Below are 22305 nucleotides of genomic sequence, written 5' to 3'. Positions count from 1 at the left end.
CGGCTCTCGAACCTTCGTCTGGCTGGACCTTCGCGGAAAACGACGGCTATAGTGGCCCCCGTGGATGCGGCCTGCTTGGGAGATCGGCCGTGACGACATTTCGCCGGACGACGCTTTCAGGGAGGAAGCCGATGGCTGCCGTCAGGGAACATTCGGACTATGTCTACAAGGTTGCGCACCAGCCGTCGGCGGCTGCCAGTTCGCCGATCGCCGCGTCGTGGCGCCGGTGCATGACGCTGCATGGGCTGGCACCCGAGGAGGGGCGTCAGCCGCTCAGACTGTCCGGCGCGGAGTTCGAGCTTGCCCGGCAGAGGTCGGCCGAGCTGATCCTGGAAGCGGGCGGTGAACTCGACCGGCTGTTCGCCACCGTCGGCCGGGCCGGCTGCTGCCTGCTTTTGACCGACGACAAGGGCGTGGCGCTGGAACGCCGCGGCGCCGTCGGCGACGATGCCGATTTTCGCGATGTCGGGCTCTGGTCGGGAACTGTCTGGAGCGAGGCGAGCGTCGGCACCAACGGTATTGGCACCGCGATCGCCGACGAGCGCGCCGTCGTCATCCAGCGCGACCAGCATTTCCTCAGCAGCAATATCGGCCTCAGCTGCACCACGGCGCCGATCCGCGACCATCTCGGCCGGTTGGCCGCGGCCATCGATATCTCCACCTGCCGCTCGGACGCCTCCGAAATGACCATGTCGCTCTTGTCGCAGGCGGTGCGCGACGCGGCCGCGCGTATCGAGGCAGGCCTTTTCCGTCGCGCCTTTGCCAGCGCGCGCATCGTGCTGGTCCCGGTCGATCGCGCCGGGCCGGCGCTTCTCGCCGTCGACCGCGACGACCTCGTGCTTGGTGCAACGCGTGCAGCCCGGCAATGGCTGGATCTCGACGACAAACGCATTGCCGCCGGAGTTCCGGCCTCTGACCTTCTGCGGGAAGATACGTCGGGTGATGCCGGCGAGCTTCCCGATGCGGAGCGTGCTGCGCTTCGACGGGTGCTCTCGCGCGCCAACGGCAATGTCTCCATGGCGGCCGAACTGCTCGGCATCAGCCGCGCCACGCTTTACCGCAAGATGAAGCGGCTTCAGGTCAACTGACCGCACAACATCTCGATCTGCCCCTCACTATGGCCCTCTCCCCGCATACGGGGAGAGGGGACGTGCCTTACGGCGGTCTTCGTGCTTGGGTGACTACGTTGATTGGGACGTGGGGGCTGCCGCTTGCCCCTTCTCCCCGCTCGCGGGGAGAAGGTCCCGGCAGGGGGATGAGGTGCAGCTTCCGATCGTGTCCGTTCCCGTTTGCTGCGTTGCAGCACAGTAGCTGGCGCCTGGCTGTCTCAATTCTGAAACAGATCGCGTCGCGGGCGATCACGCCTCACTATCGAAGACAACCGAACCGCTCCACGCTCCTCCTCACAGCTCCATTGCTGGGTCTCAGGGAGGAATGAGCATGCTGCATCAGAAGATCGTCGAAAGCCCGTTCAAACAGAAATACGGCAACTTCATCGGCGGGGAATGGCGCGAGCCGGTGGCCGGCCGCTACTTCGACAATACGACGCCGGTGACCGGCGGTGTGCTTTGCCAGGTGGCGCGTTCGGATGCCGCCGATATCGAGCTGGCGCTCGATGCTGCCCATGCCGTCCGCGAGAAATGGGGCCGCACCTCGGCCGCTGAGCGTTCCAACATCCTGATGAAGATCGCCGGCCGGATGGAGGACAATCTCGAACTGCTGGCGCGGGCCGAGACCTTCGACAACGGCAAGCCGATCCGCGAGACCATGGCCGCCGACATTCCGCTTGCCATCGACCATTTCCGCTACTTCGCCGCCTGCATCCGCGCCCAGGAAGGTTCGATCGGCGAGATCGACCACGACACGGTTGCCTACCACTTCCATGAACCGCTCGGCGTCGTCGGTCAGATCATCCCCTGGAACTTCCCGATCCTGATGGCCGCCTGGAAGCTGGCGCCGGCACTTGCGGCCGGCAACTGCGTCGTGCTGAAACCGGCCGAGCAGACACCGGCGTCGATCCTCGTCTGGGCGGAGCTGATCGGCGATCTCCTTCCGGCCGGCGTGCTCAACATCGTCAATGGTTTCGGTCTCGAAGCCGGCAAGCCGCTCGCCACCAGCCCACGCATCGCCAAGATCGCCTTTACCGGCGAGACGACGACCGGGCGGCTGATCATGCAATATGCCAGCCAGAACCTTATTCCGGTGACGCTGGAGCTCGGCGGCAAGTCGCCGAACATCTTCTTCGCCGATGTGCTCGCCGAAGACGACGACTACTTCGACAAGGCGCTCGAAGGCTTTGCCATGTTCGCGCTGAACCAGGGTGAGGTCTGCACCTGCCCGAGTCGGGCGTTGGTGCAGGAGAGCATCTATGACCGCTTCATGGAACGGGCGGTAAAGCGCGTCGAGGCGATCCGCCAGGGCAATCCGCTCGACAGCGCCACGATGATCGGCGCGCAGGCGTCGAGCGAACAGCTCGAAAAGATCCTCTCCTATATCGACATCGGCAAACAGGAGGGCGCCGAGGTCTTGACCGGCGGCGGGCGCAACGTGCTCGAAGGCGAGCTGTCGGAAGGCTTCTACGTCAAGCCGACCGTTTTCCGCGGGCACAACAAGATGCGCGTGTTCCAGGAGGAGATCTTCGGGCCTGTCGTTTCGGTCACCACCTTCAAGACCGAGGCCGAAGCGCTGGAGATCGCCAACGACACGCTCTATGGCCTCGGGGCCGGTGTGTGGAGCCGCGATGCCAACCGCTGCTACCGCTTCGGCCGCGAGATCCAGGCCGGGCGTGTGTGGACCAATTGCTATCACGCCTATCCGGCGCATGCGGCCTTCGGCGGCTACAAGCAGTCCGGCATCGGCCGCGAGACGCACAAGATGATGCTCGATCACTACCAGCAGACCAAGAACATGCTGGTGAGCTACAGCCCCAAGGCGCTCGGCTTCTTCTGATCGGATCTGCCTTCCCCGCCGCCCGGGGAAGGCGACAGGAGCGGGAGGGAGGGTGTTCTCCCCTTTCCCTCTCGCTCGATCAACGGCTGAGGCGTGCTCTCCACCCGCGCCTCAGCCGGCTTTTTGCAGAATGCTCTCGAACAGTGAGGCTCGCGAATGTCCACTGAACTCATAGGATCCAGCGGAATCGGCGAACCCCGCGTGCTTGCAACCGATGCGGCGCTCGGCTTCATCGCCGAAATCCGGCGGGATCACCCCGATATCCTGTTTCACCAGTCCGGTGGCTGCTGTGACGGCTCGTCGCCCATGTGTTACCCGGCCGACGACTACATCGTCGGCGACAACGACGTGAAGCTCGGCGAGATCGGTGGGGTGCCGGTCTATATCAGCGCCAGCCAGTTCGAGGTGTGGAAACACACGCAACTGATCATCGACGTGGTGCCGGGCAGGGGCGGCATGTTCTCGCTCGACAATGGGCGGGAAAAGCGGTTCCTGACGCGCTCGCGCCTGTTTGGCGGCGGCGAAGCCTGTGCCGTGGTTTTCCGTGGACGGTGAGCTGCGGAACTATGTCCGCTCCCGCATGACTTTTGCCGCCAGGTCCAGAAAGGCCCGCAGTTTTGGCTGTGTCTGGGCCTTGGCGGGGAAATAGATGAACAGACCTGGCGACGTCGGCAGATAGGCTTCGAGCACCCGTTCGAGGCGGCCGCTCGCAACGGCGTCGCGCACCGAAAGATCCGGCAGATAGGCAAGCCCGGTGCCGGCCTCCGCCATCTCCATGAGCATCTGAAAATCATTGACGGTGAGGGCGCCCGGAGCATCGACCGAGACGTCGCGCCCCTCGCGCTCGAACTCCCAGCGGTAGATCGTGCCGGATCCCGGATAACGATAGCGGACGGCTTCGTGGCGCGTCACGTCCTCGGGTGTCGACGGCCGCCCGTGCTTGACAAAATAGGAGGGCGAACCGACCACGGCCCACGTGATGTCAGGCGTCAGCCGCACGGCAATCATGTCGCGCTCGACCGCTTCACCGATGCGGATGCCGGCATCGAAGCCGTGTTCAGTGATATCGACGGCCGCATCGTCGATGGAGACTTCGACGGAAACGTCCGGATAGGCCTGGCGAAACCGCGGCAGGAGCGGCGTCAGCACCAGCGGGATGGCCATGCGCGGCACGGTCAGCCGGAGATTGCCCATCGGCCGGTCGCGAAAATCGCCGAGCAACTCATAGGCGTCGGCGATCTCGGTGGCGGCAGGACGTACGCGCTTCAGGAAGGCGAGGCCCGCCTCGGTCAGAGCAACGCGCCGGGTGGTACGCACGAAAAGCTGGAGGCCGAGACGGGCTTCGAGCGCCCTGATCGTCTGGCTGACGGCATTGGGCGTGACGCCGAGCGTCGCCGCTGCTGCGGTGAAGCTCTTTGCCTCTGCCACCGCCAGAAACTCTCTCAGTCCGTTGAAAGGGTCGTTCGCCATCCGTCGATTATGAAGCAGTTCTTCCAAGCCTATCAAGAGAGCGGTGGTTTTTCATAGCAATCCACTTCGGCATGATCTGTCCAACGGCAACCTGTCTTTCAGAGGATGGAGATCGACATGCAATATACGACGCTTGGAAATACCGGTCTGGTGGTTTCGCGCCTCGCCTTCGGGGCGATGACGTTTACTGCCGGCGACCGCAGCCTCGGCGCGGTCTACAAGACCGATGCCGAAGCTGCCGACGCCCTCGTCGGGCAGGCGCTCGATGTCGGCATCAATTTCTTCGACACCGCCGACGCCTATGCCTCCGGCCAATCGGAGCGGATCCTGGGTGCGGCGCTCAAATCACGTCGCGACGAGGTGGTGATCGCCACCAAGGTCGGTTTCCGCACCGGCACGTCGCTCAACCAGGCCGGTCTGTCGCGCCGTCACATTCTCCGGTCGGTTGACGAGAGCCTGAAGCGGCTCGCAACCGACTGGATCGACACCTATATCGTCCACAAGGAAGACCCGCATACGCCGCTTGAGGAAACGCTCGCAGCGCTCGACGCGGTCGTGCGCTCCGGCAAGGTACGCTATATCGGCTTTTCCAACTGGTCGGCCTGGAAGGTGGCAGCGGCCCTCGAAATCCAGAAGGCCAACGGACTGGCACCTTTCACCCATGGCCAGATGCACTATTCGCTGCTCGGCCGCGACGTCGAGCGTGACGTCATTCCGATGATGCAGCGCTATGGGCTGGGGCTGACGGTGTGGAGCCCACTCGCCTCGGGTTTCCTTTCGGGCAAGTACACCCGCGACAATCTCGGCGATCCGGACAACCGCTATTCCGGCTTCGACATCCTGCCCTTCGACAAGGAGCAGGGCTTCAAGCTGGTGGAGCGCATGCGCGGCATCGCCGGCGAACATGGGGCGAGTGTCGCCCAGGTGGCGATCGCCTGGCTGCTTTCGAAGAGGGCGGTGACCAGTGTGCTGCTCGGCGCTTCCAAGCCCCACCAGTTGAAGGACAATCTTGGCGCCGCCGATCTCGCTCTGACGGCGGCGGAGATCTCGGCGCTCGATGCCGAGACCGTGCCGGCGCCTGTCTATCCCAACTGGTTCATCGACAATCTCGTCGACCAGCCGCTGGCCCAGGCGTTCGGGCAGTAACCGCGTCCCGCAACGAAAAACGCCGGCGCGTATGGCGCCGGCGATTTGGAAATTCGGGCGTTCCGGACGACCTCAGTCGAAGAGGCTCGATACCGACTCTTCCTGGCTCGTGCGGCTGATGGCTTCGCCGAGCAGGCCCGCGGTCGAGATGACGCGGATGTTGTGGGCTGACTGGACGGCGGTCGTCGGCTGGATCGAGTCGGTGATGACCAGTTCCTTCAGCATCGACGAGGTAACGCGGGCAACCGCGCCGCCGGAGAGAACGCCGTGGGTGATGTAGGCGGTGACGCTGGTCGCGCCGTTCTTCAAAAGCGCCTCGGCCGCGTTGCAGAGCGTGCCGCCGGAATCGACGATGTCGTCGATCAGCAGGCAGTCCTTGCCCTTCACGTCGCCGATGACGTTCATGACTTCGGATTCACCCGGACGGTCGCGGCGCTTGTCGACGATCGCCAGCAGACAGTCGAGACGCTTGGCAAGCGCACGGGCGCGTACCACGCCGCCGACGTCCGGCGAAACGACCATGACGTTCTTCAGGTCGTAGTTTTCCTTGACGTCGCGCGCCAGGATCGGGATCGCATAGAGGTTGTCGGTCGGGATGTCGAAGAAGCCCTGGATCTGGCCGGCATGAAGATCGAGGGTCAGCACGCGGTCGGCGCCGGCTTCGGTGATCAGGTTGGAGACCAGCTTGGCTGAGATCGGCGTGCGCGGACCGGGTTTGCGGTCCTGGCGGGCATAGCCGAAATAGGGAAGCACGGCAGTGATGCGGCGAGCGGAGGAGCGGCGCACCGCGTCGATCATGATGAGCAGTTCCATCAGGTGATCGTTGGTGGGAAACGAGGTCGACTGGATGATGAAGACATCCTCGCCGCGTACGTTTTCGCCGATCTCGACGAAGATTTCCTGATCGGCGAAACGGCGTACCGTCGCTTTGCCGAGAGGCAGGTTGAGATAGTTGCAGATCGCTTCGGCCAGGAGCCGGTTCGAATTACCTGCGAAAACCTTCATTGACGGACCGCCTTGAGCTGGCGCGGTCACCGTCCGGTACTTTTCCGGCAGCGGTGTTTTCCGCGCAGATTCCGAGAGCCATTCCAATCGCGGTCATTCTTTGCGGATGGCCGCCGTTCAGAGCTGATCGGCCGCTTTTTAGCGAGACTGAACTTGAATGCAAGGGGAATGCTGCGCCGCGAAGGCCAATATCCTAAAAACTTTGTGTCAACCGGCTTGAGATTGCCGCCATTCGAGATAGGCGTCGATGGTTTTCGTCGCAATTCCCTGCATGGTTGTGTCCGGAACGCCACTCCACAAATCCGTGCCGCCGCCGGGAACCTGATCCTGTCCTTGGATGCGGTGCAGGCGGTTGCCACTGCCGTCGAGCACGTCCCAGACATAAACGACCGTCGTCTTGTCGCCGTCCTTCAGCGCCGAGAAATAGCCTTTGAGGATGTGCTCGCTGCTGGCGTCCGCCGAGCCCTTGATCGTCAGGCCGCGGGCGCGAGCGTCGGCACCGAGCTGTTTGGAAAGCGGTGTCACCGCCTGGACCGGAGCGCCGATGATCGGCAGGAAGCGGATCGTGCCGCTCGCGGCTGCACTTGCCTTCGGCAGGGCGGCGACGGTCGGCTGGCTCTGGATTTCTTCGGCCGCGGCCGCCGCCTGCTGAACGGGCGTGTGCTGTATTGGCGCCTGCTCCACCGGTGCCTGGCGGCTCTCGATCGTGTTCTGGACGGGCTCGGAACCGGCGGCAAGCCGGCTTGCCTGTCCCTCGAAGGTGCCGGCCGGATCGGTGTAGGTCGCGTCGCCGGTGGCATAGGCCGTCGGTGTGTTCGACGGAGCCGGCTGAGGCGAATAGGCGGTGGTCTGGCTGACGGGTTCGCGCTGCACCGGCGCCATCGCCGTCTGCGTCGACATGGCGTCGAGGTCGGATTGCGTCACCGGCGGCGAGCGGAAAGTTCCCCCGCCGACGTCAACCTGTGGCGTCAGCATCTCGGTGCTGTTGCAGGCGGCGAGCGCAATGGCGAGGCCAAGAGCTACGATGGGCGTGGTGAGCTTTCGCATGTTCAAACCGTCCGTCCGTTTCTTCGCGGCAGTTTCCTGAAACGTCTCCTGTCGTCTGCCAGTACGAACGCAAGTCTAGGCGGATTTCCCTAAGCAGAAATGAAGTCCAGGCCGTAACGCGACAGCGCGCGCGGCGTGTCTGTCGTGGTGAGGTAGGTCTGGCCAAGCGTCATGGCGGTGCCGCTGTCGGAATCCATGATGATCATGTGCACGAACAGCGACATGTTCGGCTCGATCTCCTGGGGATTGCCGAGGTGGAACATCTGCTGCTCCATCCAGGAGGGGGAAAAGCGGGCGCCGAGCGAATAGCCGCAGGCGTTCAGCCGGTGGCGGGCAAGGCCGCGTTCGTCCATGATCCTGGCGTGCACGTCGAAGACGGTGCCGAAGGTGTTGCCGGGGCGAAGCACCATCTCGATCGCCTGGATGGTTTCGCGGCAGGCGCTGTAGAGTTCGCGATGGCGATTGGTCGGCTCGCCGATGACGACGGTGCGCATCATCGCCGCATGATAGTGAGCACTGACGCCGGCCCATTCCAGCGTAAGCTGGTCCTGGCTGTCCAACAGGCGCCGTCCGGACTTGTAGCGGCAGAGCAGCGCATCGGCGCCGGAGCCGATGATGAACTCGTTGGCCGGATAGTCGCCGCCGCCGGCAAGGATCGTTCCCTGCATCGCGGCCAGAATGTCGGCCTCGCTGCCGCCAGGACGAATGAGGGGCAGGGCGGCATCGAGCGCGTCGTCGGCAAGGCTTGCGGCCTTTTCGACATGGGCGATTTCCGCCTCGCTCTTGATCAGGCGCAGGCGGCCGACCAGATGCGAGGCGTCGATCAGCTCGCCAAAGGTCTGTAGCTGCCGGTCGATCAGCCGCGCGGCGCGGCCGGTCATGCCGTGGGTGTCGTATTCGATGCCGATGCGGCAGCCGAGCAGGTCGAGTTCGCTCAAGAGGTTCTTGAGATCCATGGTCGGGTCGGCATTGGCCCGGTCGACCCAGATCTCGATACGCTCGATGTTCGATGTATGACGGGCCTGGCGCAGGTCGGCCGAGCGCGTCAAAAGCACCATCGAGCCGTCCTTCTTGACGACCAGCGTCTGGAAGAAGCAATAGCCGAAGGTGTCGTAGCCGGTCAGCCAGTACATGCTCTCCTGGGCGAAAAGCAGCACCGCGTCCAGCTTCTCCTCGCGCATCTTCTCCGTCAGCCGCTCGAGACGGCTTGCATATTCTTCCTGGGCAAAGTGAAGCGCCATGTCAGGTCCCTCGTATGCAAATGGCGGAAATCTGTCGGCCGTAATCCGGTTCCTGCCTGTGGGTCGTGCGCCGATAGGAGAAGAAACGCTCCTCGTCGGCATAGGTACAGATGTCGAGATTCTCGGCGGCAACGCCCGCTTCGACCAGCCGTTTGATCGTCAGCCCTGGCAGGTCGAACATGGCATGGCCGTCGCGCTCCGAAGGCCGGAAGAAAGTGGCGTAGCTTTCGTTCGCCGCGACGAAGCGTTCTACGAACTCGGAGCCGACCTCATAGTTCCGACGGCTGATCGACGGGCCGAGGCAGGCGACGATGCGCTCGCGCTGCGCGCCGAGCGAAACCATCGTGTCGATGGTGCTTTCGAGCACGCCGCCGAGCGCGCCCTTCCAGCCGGCATGCGCGGCACCGATGACGTTGGCTTCGGCATCGGCAAAGAGGATGGGCCCGCAATCGGCCGAGAGCACGCCGAGCACGATGCCCGGCGTTGCCGTCACCAGCGCATCGGCCTCGGGGCGGGCGCCGTCGTAGCTTTCGTCGATCACCACGGCGTCTGGGGAATGGACCTGGTGCACGGTCGCCAGGCGCTCTGGCGAGGCGCCGAACCAGCGGGCGACGCGGGCGCGGTTCTCGTTGACATGGGTACGCTCGTCCTTGGAGCCAAGCCCGACATTGAGGCCGCGATAGATCCCTTCGGAAACGCCGCCCGTTCGGGTGAAATAACCATGGGCGATTGCCGGTCCGGCCTTCTCGCTGAAAAGCGAGCTTTGCACAGGAGAGAGCGCGGCGTCATGCTGCATTGGTATATTCGCCTTTGCTTTATCAGGAAAATCAATGGGTTTGGGGGCGCGCTCCGGCCCGGCGACTGGCTCTTGATTTGCCGGCGCGATGTTGACCCGCGACGGCAGGGCTGTCAATTCCCGAACGGCAGGGGTGCCGTCGGGTGGAGGTTCAAGCCTTCGGTTTGCGGAACGGCGAGAGCGGCACCGGCGGGCTGCTGACGGCCAGGACCTTGAACAGTTCGCCCATCTTTCCGGCGCCTGCGCCGGCAAGCCTCTCGACATCCTGGCGGATGGTTTCCTGCGTCAGCGCATCCTTGTCGCGGCCAAGGGCCGCGGCGCGTTCCAGAAGACCGAGACCGACCAAAAAATCGCCCTGGTGGGCAAGACCGTTGATCTGCACATCGTCCGTCTTGGCGCGGCGGGCGAGTTGCTCGAAATCGACGTGGCTGGTGAGATCGGCGCGGCCGGGGCTGGCGAGCGGCGGATCATATTCGTGATCGCGCACGGCCTGCAGCGTATCGCCATAGCCGGTGGCCATATGGCCATAGTCGATGATCACGGCGGTGCCGCCGCTGATCTTCAACCGTTCGCAGAGGGCCGACATGACAGCGTCGCGGGCGGGAGCAATCTCGAAGATCGTGCCTTCGGCAACACCCTGCGCCGGCGTCGGAAGAAGCTCGGGATCGATGCCGGCAACGCCGGCGGCAAAGGTCAGTTCGTCCGTGGCATCAAGCCCGACCATGCGCTCGCGGAAGCCTTGCGCCGTGCGCACGAACTGCCGGATCGGAATGGCGTCGAAAAGCTCGTTGGCGGCAAGCAGCAGGAAGCCTTCCGGCAGGGTCTCGAAGCTCGTGTGCCATTCGACCTTGTGACCATGGGCGGCGAGCGTTTCCGACTGCACCTTGCGCAGCCGTTCGCTGGTTTCGACGAGATGCACGCCGGCGGAAGCATAGAGATCGGGTGCCAGGCGGCGCACGACGCGCAGCATGTCGGCCATCATCGTGCCGCGGCCGGGGCCGATTTCAGCAATCACGGCACCCTCAGGCTTGCCGTGCTGCTGCCAGGCATGGACGAGGAAGATGCCGATCATCTCGCCGAAGAGCTGGCTGATCTCCGGCGCCGTGGTGAAGTCGCCTTCCTTGCCGAAGGGCTCGTGCACGCGGTAGTAGCCGTGCTCCGGATCCGCCAGGCAAAGCGAGAAATAATCGGTGACGCTGATCGGCCCGTGGGTCTTGATCAGCGCCTTGATCTTGTCCGCAAGTGGTGTCGTCATGCCTTCGTCCAATTCGCGGGGCGGCGGCCGGAATCGCCGCGCGCCCTTGCCCCATCCGCTCTCAGGTGGCTGCGCGCCGCGCCCGGGCAATGGCCCAGATGCCGGCGAGCGCCATTGGCAGCGACAAAAGCATGCCCATGGTCAGCCAGCCACCGACAAGATAGCCGATCTGCGCGTCCGGTTCGCGGAAGAATTCGACGAAAATGCGGCTCAGGGCATAGCCGAGCACGAAGATGCCGGTGACGAGCCCCGGGGATTTCAGCGCGTGACGGCGATAGATGAACCAGGCGAGGACGGAGAGCAGGACGATACCTTCAAGGGCGGCCTCGTAGAGCTGGCTCGGGTGGCGGGCGAACGGACCGCCGGTCGGGAATACGATCGCCCAGGGCATCGACGAGAGGCGGCCCCAGAGTTCGCCGTTGATGAAGTTGGCGATACGACCGAAGAACAGGCCGATCGGGACGACGGCGGCGACAATGTCGAACAGGCTCCAGATGGCGATCTTGTTCTTGCGCGCAAACAGGATCATGGCGAGTGTCGTGCCGAGGAAGCCGCCGTGGAACGACATGCCGCCGTTCCAGATTTCCAGCGCGCGGATCGGATTGGCGAGCACTGAGCCGAGATCGTAGAAGAGAATGTAGCCGATGCGGCCGCCGAGCACGATGCCGCCGGCGGCCCACAGCAGGAAGTCGTCGAGCTGCTGCAGCGTGATGGCCGGCTTGTCGTCCCGCCAGAGCGAGGCGTTCATTGCCAGGCGCCGGGCGTAGAACCAGCCGAGCAGAATGCCCGCCACATAGGCGAGCCCGTACCAGTGGATGGCCAGCGGGCCGATCTGGACGATAACGGGGTCGATTTCGGGGAAGGGGAGGATGGCGAGGCGGGTCGCTAATGTTTCCAATTTATTGTTCTCGTGCCGGGCCGGTTGTTTCGGCGGACCATGGCGAGCGATTTCACCTCGGTCAAGGGCGGCAATGCGCGCCCCGGACACAGGGTCGTGAAGGGAGCCGTGATGGCGCGCGTGATTTTTCTTGCATCGCGCGGCCGGTGACCCTACCTGAAACCCATGGACCGCATCGCGCCTTTAGAGGCGATGGCTGATATGGAGATCGCGACGATGAGCACAGGCACCAACCGCATCCTGGATGACTTTGCCAAGCTGATGACCGATGCTGCCGGCGCCGCTCAAGGCGTGCGCCGCGAGGTTGAAACGGCCTTCCGGGCGCAGGCGGAGCGGGCGCTGAATTCGCTCGACGTCGTCAAGCGCGAAGAGTTCGAAATGGTCAAGGAAATGGCCATCAAGGCGCGTGAGGAAAACGATGCGCTTCTGGCCCGTATTGAGGCTCTCGAAGCGCGTCTCGTCGATACGGGCAAGTAACGCGATTCCCTTGAAATAACGGCATTTCAGCGTTTTTACTTCGCCCGCGGACCTCATCTGCGGGCGTTTTGCTGTGGTTCAGCCGCATAGGTCTGAAACGGCATGATGGGTGGTTAATAAAACCTGAAAAGTTTTCCACCTGTGGACACTGCCAAAAAACCCTTATGGCAGAGTCAGTTAAGCTCAACCGCTTCATTCACATGACAACGTGGACGCGATTGTTCACGGCTATTTTTGGGCCGAGGGGCTGGCAGCCTGACTCCGCCATTATACACTGATTTTAAATGATGATTCGAAACGAACCACGTAAGCTCCGGGCAGGGTAAGTCAGCCAGGATGGATGTGAGTTCAGCAATCATACGTGTTTGTAATCGGTGTTGGGTTTGCGGCGTTGCGTCTTGTGAGCGTGATGACGCATGCCCGTGCCACACCTATGCAGGGTGATGCATGAGCCTTTTGGAAATGGAAGTCGAGCGCCAATCCAACCCGGTCGATATGATCGAGTTCGTGGCTGCCAATAACGACTGGTCGTTCGAACGATCCGGCGAAGACGAAATCGCCATGACGGTCGAAGGCAAGTGGGCGGACTACCACGTTTCCTTCTCCTGGATGGAGGAATTCGAGGCGCTGCACCTGGCCTGTGCCTTCGACATCAAGGTGTCGGAAAGCCGGGTCAACGAAGTCATCCGTCTGCTCTCCCATATCAATGGGCAGGTGCTGATGGGCCACTTCGATCTGTGGCGCCAGGAGGAAGTGGTGATCTTCCGCCAGTCGCTGCTGCTCGCCGGCGGCGCCGAGCCCACCAACCAGCAGGTCGAAGTTCTGCTTTCGAGCGCACTCGACGCTTGCGAATCCTATTATCAGGCGTTTCAATTCGTCGTCTGGTCCGGCATGGACGCGCAGCGCGCCGTCGATGCCGTCCTGTTCGAAACGGTTGGAGAAGCCTGATCATGACGAACGCCGCTTCCGGTCCCATCGTGCTCGTCGGCGCCGGCAATATGGGCGGCGCCATGCTTTCGGGCTGGCTGAAGAGCGGCGTTAAAGGCGCAGACGTTCTCGTCGTCGATCCCGGCCCGCCGCCGGCCATGGCGCAGCTGATCTCCGACAACGGCGTGACGCATGCGACCTCGGTACCGTTGGGTGTCCAGGCGGGTGTGATCTTCCTTGCGGTCAAGCCGCAGGTGATGGACGCCGTCTTGCCGCCGCTGAAATCTCTCGTCGGCCCGGATACCGTCATCGTTTCGGTTGCTGCCGGCAAGACGCTTTCCTTCATCGAAGCCCATCTCGGTGCCGCGGCGACCGTGCGCGCCATGCCGAATACCCCGGCCATGATCGGCCGCGGTGTCACCGGCGCCTTTGCCAATGCCCGCGTCAGCGATCAGCAGCGCGCTCAGGTTCATGGTCTCCTGAAGGTCAGCGGTCCGGTCGAATGGGTCCGCACCGAAGCCGAGATCGATGCGGTCACCGCCGTTTCGGGCAGCGGTCCGGCCTATGTCTTCTACCTCGTCGAATGCATGGCCGAGGCGGGCCGCAAGGCCGGCCTTGAAGCGGACCTCGCCATGCGGCTCGCGCGGGAAACCGTCGCTGGGGCTGGCGAACTTTTGCACCAGTCGCCTGACGAAGCCGCGCGGCTGCGCCAGAACGTGACCTCGCCCGGCGGCACGACGGCTGCGGCACTGTCCGTGCTGATGGCCGACGACGGCATGCAGCCGCTGTTTGACAAGGCGATCGCTGCGGCGCGCAAGCGCGCGGAAGAACTCGCAGGCTGAATATTGAATGCGGCTGGCCCCATGTTGGGCCGGCATGGCGCCTGGCCTAAGGGTTTCGCGCCGGGGAAGCGCCGGCGCAGGCCCCATGATCGCGGCTTGGCTGGCGATTGACGAGACTTCTCCAGATTGTGCCGATCACGCGGCGGCAGAGGTCGCCGATCGCAATGCTGCGTTGACGGCGAGCCCAGGAATGCAGCTCATAACTCATCGGCAGACTGCTGCTCGGCTGCTTGCCCATTTCCGTTACCCCTCAAGCTTCGCTGTCTGAGTTCCGGTCCAAGCTACAGCCTGTCGCTCGCGGCGATAATCCATGTTAAATTCCGTTTATCTGTGACGAAATGGAATAGATGGATGGATCGACCGGAAGCCATGGCGGTGTTTCTCGCTGTCGTCGAGGAGGGAGATTTCTCGGCGGCGGCGCGACGGTTGCGCATGACGCCATCGGCGGTCAGCAAGATCGTCGGCCGGCTGGAGGCGCGCCTTGGCGTACGCCTGCTGCAGCGCTCGACGCGCAGCATCAGCCTGACGAGCGAAGGCAGCGCCTATGCGGAATCGAGCCGCCGCATCCTCGGCGACATGGAAGATGCGGAGGTTGCGATCCAACCGGGGGCGGTGCCGCGCGGGCGGTTGCGGGTGAGCCTGCCCAGCGCCTTCGGTCATCGCCTGATCGTACCCATGCTGCCTGATTTCATCGAACGGTTTCCGGAGATCGACCTGGAACTCGATTTCAGCGACGCGGTCGTCGACCTCATGAACGGTGAGGCGGATGTTGCGCTGCGGGTCGCGGAACAGAGCGACAGCACGCTGGTGACGCGGCGGCTCGCACCAAACCGTCGCGTCATCTGCGCTGCACCCGCCTATCTCGAGCGGCACGGCGCGCCGCAAACGCCTGACGACCTGCAGCGGCATGTCTGCCTTGCCATCACCGCCCGCGGCCGTCTCAACGTTTGGGAATTTCAGGATGGCAACGGCCGGCGTGCGATCCGTGTTCGTGGCTCCGTCGAGGCCAACAGCACCGAAGCGCTCCGACGGCTTGCGCTCGCAGGCATCGGCATCGTGCGCCTTTCCGAACTGCTCGTGGGCGGAGATATCAAGGCGGGATTGCTCGTGCCGCTTCTGACCGGCAGCAACTACGCCGAGGCAGAGCCGATCACGGTCGTCTATCCGCACCGGCGATTCTTGCCGCCACGCGTGCGTGTTTTCGTCGATTTCCTTGCCGAGCAGTTCGCGCGCCGCCCATGGGAGGAGGCCAGATTTCGCGGGGAGCCCGCCGAGGCCGCCGTGCTTCCGAAATCTCGCCTGATGCTTTAATCCACCTCCTCGGATGAGATTTCACATAGGGAATGACGATGGCTGAAACTATTGAATTTGCTGATTTCGAGCGCGTGGACATTCGCGTGGGCACCATCGTCGAGGCCGAACCGTTTCCGGAAGCGCGCAAGCCGGCCATCAAGCTGAAAATCGATTTCGGCCCGGAAATCGGCATAAAAAAGTCATCAGCGCAAATCACGGTGCATTATCGTCCGGAGGATCTCGTCGGGCGGCAGGTGCTGGGCGTGGTCAATTTTCCGCCGCGCCAGATCGGGCCTGTGCGCTCTGAAGTGCTGACGCTGGGCTTTGCAGACGAGGCCGGTGCGATCGTGCTGGCTGCCACCGAACGGCCGGTCCCCAACGGCAAGAAATTGATGTGATCCCCATGAACATTGCTTTCGAAGTGATCCCCGAGCGCGTCAAGGTGTCCTGCCTTTGGCGCGCCGCCGATGCCGCGCGCGACTGGCGCGCAAGTCATGTGCTGTCTCTGCTCGATCCCGAATTGCCGGATGCCAACGTGCCCGTGATTGCGGACGCCAGCCACCGGGTCGTGCGCATGCGCGACCAGGAAAACCCGACCGCCACCCAGCATTTCCCGGATCTGGTGCTCGAAGTTTTTGAGGCGATGCGCCCGGCGGCTGAGCATGCTGAGAGCCGCATTCTCGTGCATTGCCATGCCGGCGTCAGCCGCTCGACGGCCTTTGCCTATGGTCTGATTGCGCATCAACTCGGCGCGGGGCGAGAGGACGAAGCCTTCCGGGCGCTCTTGACGATCACCCGCAAGCCCTGGCCGAATCGCCGCATCATCGAGATCCTCGATGCCGCCCTTGGCCGCGGCGGCCGACTGCTCGCGCCGCTCGATGTCATGCGCGCCCGTCATCCGCGCCGTATCGACGCCTGGCACCGTTTCAACGAACGACGCGGCCTGACGTCGATCTACCAGCGCTGACGGGCTCAACTCTCCGGCAACAGCATCTCGGCGTAGCGCTTGAGTGAGCGGTTGTAGCGGGGGAGGTGCCGTGACAGGCTGGCGAGCGCGAGCGCGGCCGCCTGTTGCGCCTGGCCAGTATCGACGAGGCAGAGCGCCAGGAAGGCGACGACCGCATCGTCGAGTTCGTCCGATGGCTTGTCCCGCTCGGCGGTGAGCAGGGCGACACCTTCTTTGGCGCGGCCGAGATTGCGCAGGGTGCTGGCGAGCTGGATGGTGGCCCGTCGGCGGCGAATTCCCTGAAGACCGGTTTCCAGCGCCTGCCGGTAGAGCGGCTCCGCCTTCATCTCATGGCCGGTCGAATCCTGCGCCGAGGCTCTTTCGAACAATCCGATGGCATGTCCTGCCGGCAGTTCGGCGGCAAGGGCATCGATGCGGGCGATAAAGGCTTCGCTATCTGTCGGGTCGAAGGTTGCCCAGAGTTCGGCCAGCCGTCGCTCCCAATCAGCCCAATCGATGGCGTCTACCATGGCCCGTTCCCCTTAGCCCATTCGCGGCCAGAAGTGGCCCGCCCGCGCGGGAACGTCAAGCCGGGACGCGCACCGTTGCCCTGAGGCCGCCGAGCGGGCTGTCGCCAAGCGTGACGTTGCCCCCGTGGCTGCGGGCGATATCGCGGGCGATCGCCAGCCCGAGGCCGGTGCCGGAACTGTCGAGATTGCGGGCTTCGTCGAGGCGGAAGAACGGCTTGAACACATCCTCGCGCGAACGTTCGGGAATACCTGGGCCGTCATCGTCGACGGTGATGGTGAGCCACTTGGCACTGTGGCGCGCATCGATCTTGACAGTGTTGGCGTAGCGGTAGGCGTTCGAGGCGATGTTGGCGACGAGACGGGTGAAGGCGTTTGGCCGCACGCGGATATCGTCTTCCCCCTCGACGGATGTGGTCAGGGTCTTGCCGAGCAGTTCGGCTTCAGCGGCGAGCCGGGTCATCAGGTCGCTGAGTTTCAGCTGGCCGACGTCCTCCTCCGCTTCGCTGCGGGCGAAGGCCAGATAGCCTTCCAGCATGTTCTGCATGTCATCGACGTCCTGGTTCAGGCCTTCGAGATCGGGGTTGTTGCCGGCAAGCGCCAGCTGCAGCTTGAAGCGGGTGAGGATGGTTCGAAGATCGTGGCTGACGCCAGTCAGCATCGCGGTGCGCTGCTCGATCTGGCGTTCGATGCGCTCGCGCATCTGGATGAAGGCGAGGCCGGCGCGGCGGATTTCATCGGCGCCGCGCGGCGCGAAGTCGTCGATCTTCTGGCCCTTGCCGAAGCTTTCGGCCGCCTTGGTCAAGGCCAGGATCGGGCGGATCTGGCCGCGCAGGAAGAGCACCGCGATCGTCAGCAGCACCAGCGAGGCCGCCACCATCCAGACGAGGAAGATGTGGGTGTTGGAAGCATAGGCCTGGTTGCGCCGGGCATAGACGCGCAGGATGCGGCCGTCATCGAGCTTGATGCGGATCTCGACGAGCTTGGAGTTGCCGACCGTATCGATCCAGAAGGGGCGGCGGACCTGGTTGGAAATCTCTTCGCCGAGGATCTGGTCGAGGATTTCGAAGAAGGGGCTGGGGCGCGGCGGCGGCAGTTCGCCGGGCGGGTCCACGGAGATGCTGAGATCGAGCTGATCGCGGGCGATGCGGATGATCTCGGAGATGTCGCGGTCGGCAGGGAAGGTGTCGATAAGATCGACGATCGCGGCAATGTCCCCGGTGACGGCGGCCGACAGGCGCTGCGTCACCAGCTGCCAGTGGCGCTCCATGAAGATGAAGGCGACCACCGACTGCAGAAGCACCATGGGAATGATGACGATCAGCAGCGAGCGGGCGTAAAGCCCCATGGGCAGGCGACGGCGCAGCCAGCGGGTGAACCGCCTCCAGGCATTGTCGTTCGCCCCGGATGCGCCGTGCTCTATGCCGTCAAAGCTTGCCATGGTTTGCCGCGCTCATCGGAAAGGCTGCCATTTCAGTCCACGCTCAGCCGGTAGCCGATGCCGCGCACCGTCTGCAGCCAGACGGGGTTGGACGGGTCGTCCTCGATCTTGCGGCGCAGGCGGTTGATCTGCACGTCGATCGTGCGCTCGCCGACTTCGGCATCGTCGCCGATCAACTCGTGGCGCGGGATGGTTTCGCCGGCACGTTGCGAAAAGAGTGTCATGATCTCCTGCTCGCGGTCCGTCAGGCGGATGTGATCGGCGCCACGACGCAGCTCCTTGCGCACCACCGAGAAGGTGTAGGGACCGAAGATCACCTGGTCGACCTTGGGGGCCTGGGCCGGCTGGTTGCGGCGCAGGATGTTGTTGATGCGCAGCACCAGTTCGCGCGGGTCGAAGGGCTTCGACAGATAATCGTCGGCGCCGGCCTCGAGACCCTCGATGCGGGAGTTGGATTCCGCCAGCGCCGTCAACATCAGGATCGGCACGGTCTTGATTTGCCTGAGGCTCTGGGTGAGCGAAATGCCGCTTTCGCCGGGCATCATCACGTCGACGATCAGAAGGTCGAAGTCGAGGCCGACGAGCTTGCGTCGGGCTTCGTCCGCATCGGACGCGGTCGTCACGCGAAAACCCTGTTCGACCAGGTAGCGGTTGAGCAGATCGCGGATGCGCCGGTCGTCGTCAACGACCAGAAGGTGAGCCGCATCGTCCGAGACAGTCGCTTTTGTCGTCATTCCACGCTTCCCAAGTTGCAGGTCAGACCCGCGCTACGGCGGGCGTCAGTCTGCGGCGTTGTTCTTCATCCCGGCGAGAAAGCGCTTGACCGTTTCGCGCGCGCCCGGACCGGTTCTTGCCAATGCATCGGCTATGCGGCGGGACTGTGGCTCGGCAAGCGCACGCGCCAGTGCCTGGCCTTCTTCCGTCGTGTAGAGCATCCGCTGGCGCCGGTCTTCAGGGCCGGTTTCCTGGCGAATATACCCGGAGTCGATCAGTTGCTTCAGCACCCGGGCAAGGCTCTGCTTGGTAATCTTCAGCGTGTTCAGGAGGTCGGCGACTGTCATGCCCGGCTCGCGGTCGACAAAGTGCACGACGCGGTGGTGCGCCCGTCCGAAGCCGCTCTTTTCCAGGATCGCATCCGGGTCGGAGGTGAAGTCGCGATAGGCGAAGAAGAGCAGCTCGATGATCTCGAAATCGATCGTATCGTCATCGGCGGCGGCATCGTTCAGATACCGGGTGTTCTCTTTGGATTGGCCGGCCACGCGGTCATTTCCTTTCAGCCTGATTGCAACTTGCGAAACATTCGAAAAAATATGTCAGCTTTGTTGACATATTTTTACCATAGCATTAGCGTCCATGCTCGGTAAGCGAGACATTTGGCGTTGGCAACATCTGAAAGGATATGCCGTGCCGTTCCGATCGCAAATCCAAAATCACGAAATTGAATTTTCCCTCAATCAGTTTGCCGATAGACTGAAAGCAGGGCGATAATCAACTAAGAATGGCGCGCATGCGCCGGAGGATGACACCATGGCAGCGGTTCCTTTTGATCAGTTGGACGGACAGATCTGGTTCAACGGCGAGTTCGTCGCGTGGAAGGATGCCAAGATTCACGTGCTGACCCACGGCCTGCACTATGCCAGCGCGGTCTTTGAGGGCGAGCGCGCCTATGGCGGGCGCATCTTCAAGCTGACCGAGCACAACCAGCGCCTGCATCAGTCCGCCGAAATCCTCGGCTTCAAGATCCCTTATTCGGTGGAGGAACTGGACGCAGCCAGCGTCGAGCTTCTGAAGCGTCAGGGCTTCTCCGAGGCCTATGTGCGGCCGATCGCCTGGCGCGGCAGCGAGAGCATGGGCGTTTCGGCGCAGAACAACCGCATCAACGTCGCCATCGCCATCTGGCAGTGGGGCAGCTATTTCAACCCGGCCGAAAAGCTCAAGGGCATCCGGCTCGATATCGCAGAATATCGCCGCCCGGATCCGCAGACGGCACCTTCGAAGTCGAAGGCCGCCGGCCTCTACATGATCTGCACCATCTCCAAGCATGCGGCCGAGGCCAAGGGCTATGCGGACGCGATGATGCTGGATTACCGCGGCCGCGTGGCCGAAGCGACCGGTGCCAACATCTTCTTCGTCAAGGACGGCGTCATCCACACGCCGGTGCCGGATTGCTTCCTCGACGGCATCACCCGTCGCACGGTGATCGAGCTTGCCAAGCGCCGCGGCTATGAAGTGGTCGAGCGGGCGATCATGCCGGAGGAACTGTCTGGTTTCAGCGAATGCTTCCTCACCGGATCGGCCGCCGAAGTGACGCCGGTTTCCGAAATCGGTCCTTACCGCTTCACGCCGGCGACGATCTGCGAAACGCTGATGAACGACTACATGAAGGAAGTCTATCCGGTTGCCGCGGCAGCCGAGTAACGGCATCCGGAATGCTCTCGAAAGCAGAAAAGGCGGCCCCCGGGCCGCCTTTTGTCTTGCTACGGATATGATCGCAGAGTTAGGCGGTCTTCCCCAAGAATTGCCCGACGATTCCGCTCAGTACGCCGCCGCCGACAAGGCCGCCGATGGCTTGCATGGCGAGACCGGTCGCGGCTGCTTCTCCGCCGAGCATCTGAATGAGGAACCCGCCGCCAAGGCCTCCAATGGCGCCGACGATGGTCCGTGCGACGACACCGAATGCCTGCTGCTTCAACACTGCGCTGGCCGCGTTCCCGCCGGCGGCCCCCGCGATCAATTGGGTAATGATAGGCATTAATGCTTCCATTGATCCCTCCGTGTCGTGGCTCGTCGTGGACGCGCCACTAAAAGCCGATGAGCCGGCATCAATAGGTTGAAGCCTATTCCGGATTATTGTCAATTTGAGTGAAATGACGTTGCGGCGCCCGCTTCGTAGCCAATTGAAATGGCTCGATTTTAGGCAGAGGCAACCTCTTACAGGCAAAGCGGGAAAACGAAGCCGGCGGCGGGGGCGGCTGGAGGGAATGACCTTGCCGCGCATGATTCGTGCCGTCGGGAGAGCGAGGGAGGGTAATGCAGGCACGTCGGGAACCCCCGGCAACCGAACGATTGCCGGGGGTCTCGATTGTTAGCGATAGACGTAGACGATGCGTCGCGTTGCCGGCTCGACCAGAACGGGCTGGCCGTTGATGCTGACATAGTCGTAGCTGTAGTCGGGAACGCGTTGAACGGCCACGGTCTGTGGCAGTTCGGCACCGACGACGACTTCACCATCGAGATAGACGGTCTCGCCGGGGTTGGACGTGACGTAGGTCCGCACATTTTCCGGCGGCACGATCGGGTCGATCTGTTCGACCGGGCCGATCAATTCGTCGCCGCTGCTGACGATCACGGGGTCATTGGGCTGCACTTGGTAGGTGACGGCCGGAATGGCCAGGTCGGACCGGCGCTCCTGGACCACGACGGCAGAACCGCCAAGATCCGTCGTCAGATACTGGGAATAGACCCAGCCGCGCACGCCGCCGACGTCAATGCGGCACCACTTGCTGCCTTCGATGCAGCCGTCGATAACCGCGGTGCTACCGCGGGTCGCAAGGCCGACTGTCGGATATTGAGGGCCCGGACCTGTGCGGATGTTAAGGTCCGTCACCGTGGTCGCGGTCATGGCTGCAAAGGCGGACGGCGTACCGATCGCCAACACCAAACCCGCGGCCGCAGCGGCTCGCAACAGGGGGCGGGTAAGCTTCACCATCGTGTTTCTCCTTATATTGACGAGGGCCAAACGCCAGCAAGCGCGCGGATGTTCCCCCGGGAACGTCACGAAATGTGACGCTGTGACATTCTCCAGCCGTTGCCGAGGGCAGGACACGCCAGGAGAGCAGGCAACGGGAGAGGGACAAAATGCAGAATGCTCAGCCGGATCAGAACAACGTCGCCGCGCGCAGCCTCAAGCCGGTCGTTCGGATCGTCGTCGCCGCGGAGATCGCGATTTCGGCGCTGCTGATGACTACCGTGCAGTGGCCGGCACCCCAGCAGCTGTCTGCACCGCAAATAGCCTCGCTTCGCTGATTGGCGCTGTCACCGCCGC

At 63.3% G+C, this 22305-nt stretch carries 25 protein-coding genes; 12 read left to right on the top strand and 13 right to left on the bottom strand.

Annotation, left to right across the window (positions count from 1 at the left end; translation table 11 throughout):
- Window positions 1-131 precede the first annotated feature (131 nt).
- The 3 genes from IB279_RS21165 (at window position 132) to IB279_RS21155 (ending at window position 3504) form a co-directional block, all read left to right on the top strand.
- Window positions 132-1088 carry a helix-turn-helix domain-containing protein gene (locus tag IB279_RS21165; protein WP_112772264.1) on the top strand — a complete coding sequence of 319 codons (957 nt, stop codon included), beginning with the start codon at window positions 132-134 and terminating at the stop codon, window positions 1086-1088.
- Window positions 1089-1440: 352 nt separating this feature from the next.
- Complete coding sequence (adh, locus tag IB279_RS21160; RefSeq protein ID WP_034788758.1) at window positions 1441-2949, top strand: aldehyde dehydrogenase; 1509 nt, start codon at window positions 1441-1443, stop codon at window positions 2947-2949.
- 156 nt (window positions 2950-3105) lie between these two features.
- Entirely contained in the window at window positions 3106-3504 is a 399-nt protein-coding gene (locus IB279_RS21155) for a DUF779 domain-containing protein (RefSeq protein ID WP_112772263.1), read from the top strand.
- A 9-nt stretch (window positions 3505-3513) separates the two neighbouring features.
- Here the strand turns inward: IB279_RS21155 and IB279_RS21150 are convergent, their stop codons facing one another.
- Complete coding sequence (locus tag IB279_RS21150) at window positions 3514-4419, bottom strand: LysR family transcriptional regulator (protein ID WP_112772262.1); 906 nt, start codon at window positions 4417-4419, stop codon at window positions 3514-3516.
- Between the two features lie 117 nt (window positions 4420-4536).
- On the opposite strand from IB279_RS21150, the gene IB279_RS21145 reads away from it, so the two are divergent.
- Window positions 4537-5565, top strand: a complete 1029-nt coding sequence (locus IB279_RS21145; RefSeq protein WP_112772308.1) for an aldo/keto reductase — start codon at window positions 4537-4539, stop codon at window positions 5563-5565.
- 72 nt (window positions 5566-5637) lie between these two features.
- Here IB279_RS21145 and IB279_RS21140 read toward each other — a convergent pair whose 3' ends face one another.
- The 6 genes from IB279_RS21140 to lgt all read right to left on the bottom strand — a co-directional run bounded on the left by IB279_RS21140 (window position 5638) and on the right by lgt (window position 11807).
- Complete coding sequence (locus tag IB279_RS21140) at window positions 5638-6570, bottom strand: ribose-phosphate pyrophosphokinase (protein WP_034788749.1); 933 nt, start codon at window positions 6568-6570, stop codon at window positions 5638-5640.
- A gap of 207 nt (window positions 6571-6777) precedes the next feature.
- On the bottom strand, window positions 6778-7617 hold the full coding sequence (locus IB279_RS21135; RefSeq protein ID WP_060518713.1) for a hypothetical protein: 840 nt from the start codon (window positions 7615-7617) through the stop codon (window positions 6778-6780).
- A gap of 89 nt (window positions 7618-7706) precedes the next feature.
- Window positions 7707-8858 (bottom strand): Xaa-Pro peptidase family protein, encoded by a 1152-nt coding sequence (locus tag IB279_RS21130; RefSeq protein WP_060606752.1) that lies wholly within the window; start codon window positions 8856-8858, stop codon window positions 7707-7709.
- Between the two features lies 1 nt (window position 8859).
- Window positions 8860-9654 (bottom strand): peptidoglycan editing factor PgeF, encoded by a 795-nt coding sequence (gene pgeF / locus IB279_RS21125; RefSeq protein ID WP_112772261.1) that lies wholly within the window; start codon window positions 9652-9654, stop codon window positions 8860-8862.
- Between the two features lie 151 nt (window positions 9655-9805).
- The gene (locus IB279_RS21120) at window positions 9806-10909 is read right to left on the bottom strand and encodes a class I SAM-dependent methyltransferase (RefSeq protein WP_034789036.1); all 1104 of its coding nucleotides are present in this window, start codon (window positions 10907-10909) and stop codon (window positions 9806-9808) included.
- A 61-nt stretch (window positions 10910-10970) separates the two neighbouring features.
- On the bottom strand, window positions 10971-11807 hold the full coding sequence (gene lgt / locus IB279_RS21115; RefSeq protein WP_034788738.1) for a prolipoprotein diacylglyceryl transferase: 837 nt from the start codon (window positions 11805-11807) through the stop codon (window positions 10971-10973).
- A 216-nt stretch (window positions 11808-12023) separates the two neighbouring features.
- On the opposite strand from lgt, the gene IB279_RS21110 reads away from it, so the two are divergent.
- The 6 genes from IB279_RS21110 (at window position 12024) to IB279_RS21085 (ending at window position 16313) form a co-directional block, all read left to right on the top strand.
- Window positions 12024-12284 (top strand): accessory factor UbiK family protein, encoded by a 261-nt coding sequence (locus tag IB279_RS21110; protein ID WP_034789034.1) that lies wholly within the window; start codon window positions 12024-12026, stop codon window positions 12282-12284.
- A gap of 447 nt (window positions 12285-12731) precedes the next feature.
- Entirely contained in the window at window positions 12732-13232 is a 501-nt protein-coding gene (locus IB279_RS21105) for a YbjN domain-containing protein (protein ID WP_034788736.1), read from the top strand.
- Between the two features lie 2 nt (window positions 13233-13234).
- A complete protein-coding gene (gene proC, locus IB279_RS21100; protein WP_112772260.1) occupies window positions 13235-14053 on the top strand; it encodes a pyrroline-5-carboxylate reductase in 819 nt (272 codons plus the stop codon).
- 351 nt (window positions 14054-14404) lie between these two features.
- Window positions 14405-15364, top strand: coding sequence for a LysR family transcriptional regulator (locus IB279_RS21095; protein ID WP_112772259.1), 960 nt, complete (start codon window positions 14405-14407; stop codon window positions 15362-15364).
- Window positions 15365-15402: 38 nt separating this feature from the next.
- A complete protein-coding gene (locus IB279_RS21090; RefSeq protein ID WP_034789031.1) occupies window positions 15403-15744 on the top strand; it encodes a tRNA-binding protein in 342 nt (113 codons plus the stop codon).
- Window positions 15745-15749: 5 nt separating this feature from the next.
- Window positions 15750-16313 carry a protein-tyrosine phosphatase family protein gene (locus IB279_RS21085; RefSeq protein ID WP_090298491.1) on the top strand — a complete coding sequence of 188 codons (564 nt, stop codon included), beginning with the start codon at window positions 15750-15752 and terminating at the stop codon, window positions 16311-16313.
- Window positions 16314-16318: 5 nt separating this feature from the next.
- Here the strand turns inward: IB279_RS21085 and IB279_RS21080 are convergent, their stop codons facing one another.
- From IB279_RS21080 to IB279_RS21065, 4 genes are read right to left on the bottom strand one after another with little or no spacing between them, the layout of a single operon-like run.
- On the bottom strand, window positions 16319-16822 hold the full coding sequence (locus IB279_RS21080; protein ID WP_112772258.1) for a tetratricopeptide repeat protein: 504 nt from the start codon (window positions 16820-16822) through the stop codon (window positions 16319-16321).
- A 55-nt stretch (window positions 16823-16877) separates the two neighbouring features.
- The gene (locus IB279_RS21075) at window positions 16878-18260 is read right to left on the bottom strand and encodes an ATP-binding protein (protein WP_112772257.1); all 1383 of its coding nucleotides are present in this window, start codon (window positions 18258-18260) and stop codon (window positions 16878-16880) included.
- Between the two features lie 32 nt (window positions 18261-18292).
- Complete coding sequence (locus tag IB279_RS21070) at window positions 18293-18994, bottom strand: response regulator (RefSeq protein WP_043618070.1); 702 nt, start codon at window positions 18992-18994, stop codon at window positions 18293-18295.
- Window positions 18995-19039: 45 nt separating this feature from the next.
- The gene (locus IB279_RS21065) at window positions 19040-19519 is read right to left on the bottom strand and encodes a MarR family winged helix-turn-helix transcriptional regulator (protein WP_192339786.1); all 480 of its coding nucleotides are present in this window, start codon (window positions 19517-19519) and stop codon (window positions 19040-19042) included.
- 268 nt (window positions 19520-19787) lie between these two features.
- On the opposite strand from IB279_RS21065, the gene IB279_RS21060 reads away from it, so the two are divergent.
- Entirely contained in the window at window positions 19788-20678 is an 891-nt protein-coding gene (locus IB279_RS21060) for a branched-chain amino acid aminotransferase (protein WP_034788707.1), read from the top strand.
- A 79-nt stretch (window positions 20679-20757) separates the two neighbouring features.
- Here IB279_RS21060 and IB279_RS21055 read toward each other — a convergent pair whose 3' ends face one another.
- Both IB279_RS21055 and IB279_RS21050 read right to left on the bottom strand, forming a co-directional pair.
- On the bottom strand, window positions 20758-21024 hold the full coding sequence (locus IB279_RS21055) for a hypothetical protein (protein ID WP_034788698.1): 267 nt from the start codon (window positions 21022-21024) through the stop codon (window positions 20758-20760).
- A gap of 321 nt (window positions 21025-21345) precedes the next feature.
- Window positions 21346-21969, bottom strand: a complete 624-nt coding sequence (locus IB279_RS21050; protein WP_192339784.1) for a DUF1236 domain-containing protein — start codon at window positions 21967-21969, stop codon at window positions 21346-21348.
- Window positions 21970-22118: 149 nt separating this feature from the next.
- Between IB279_RS21050 and IB279_RS21045 the strand changes: the two genes are divergently transcribed.
- Window positions 22119-22286: a hypothetical protein gene (locus IB279_RS21045; RefSeq protein ID WP_089044992.1), complete on the top strand. Its 168-nt coding sequence runs from the start codon at window positions 22119-22121 to the stop codon at window positions 22284-22286.
- Window positions 22287-22305: the final 19 nt, after the last annotated feature.

This window comes from Ensifer sp. ENS06 (assembly GCF_014852205.1).
In the GTDB taxonomy this organism is placed as follows: Bacteria; Pseudomonadota; Alphaproteobacteria; order Rhizobiales; family Rhizobiaceae; genus Ensifer; species Ensifer adhaerens.
Note: the sequence above shows the minus strand (reverse complement) of the source record. Positions and strands in the feature narration are given on the sequence as shown.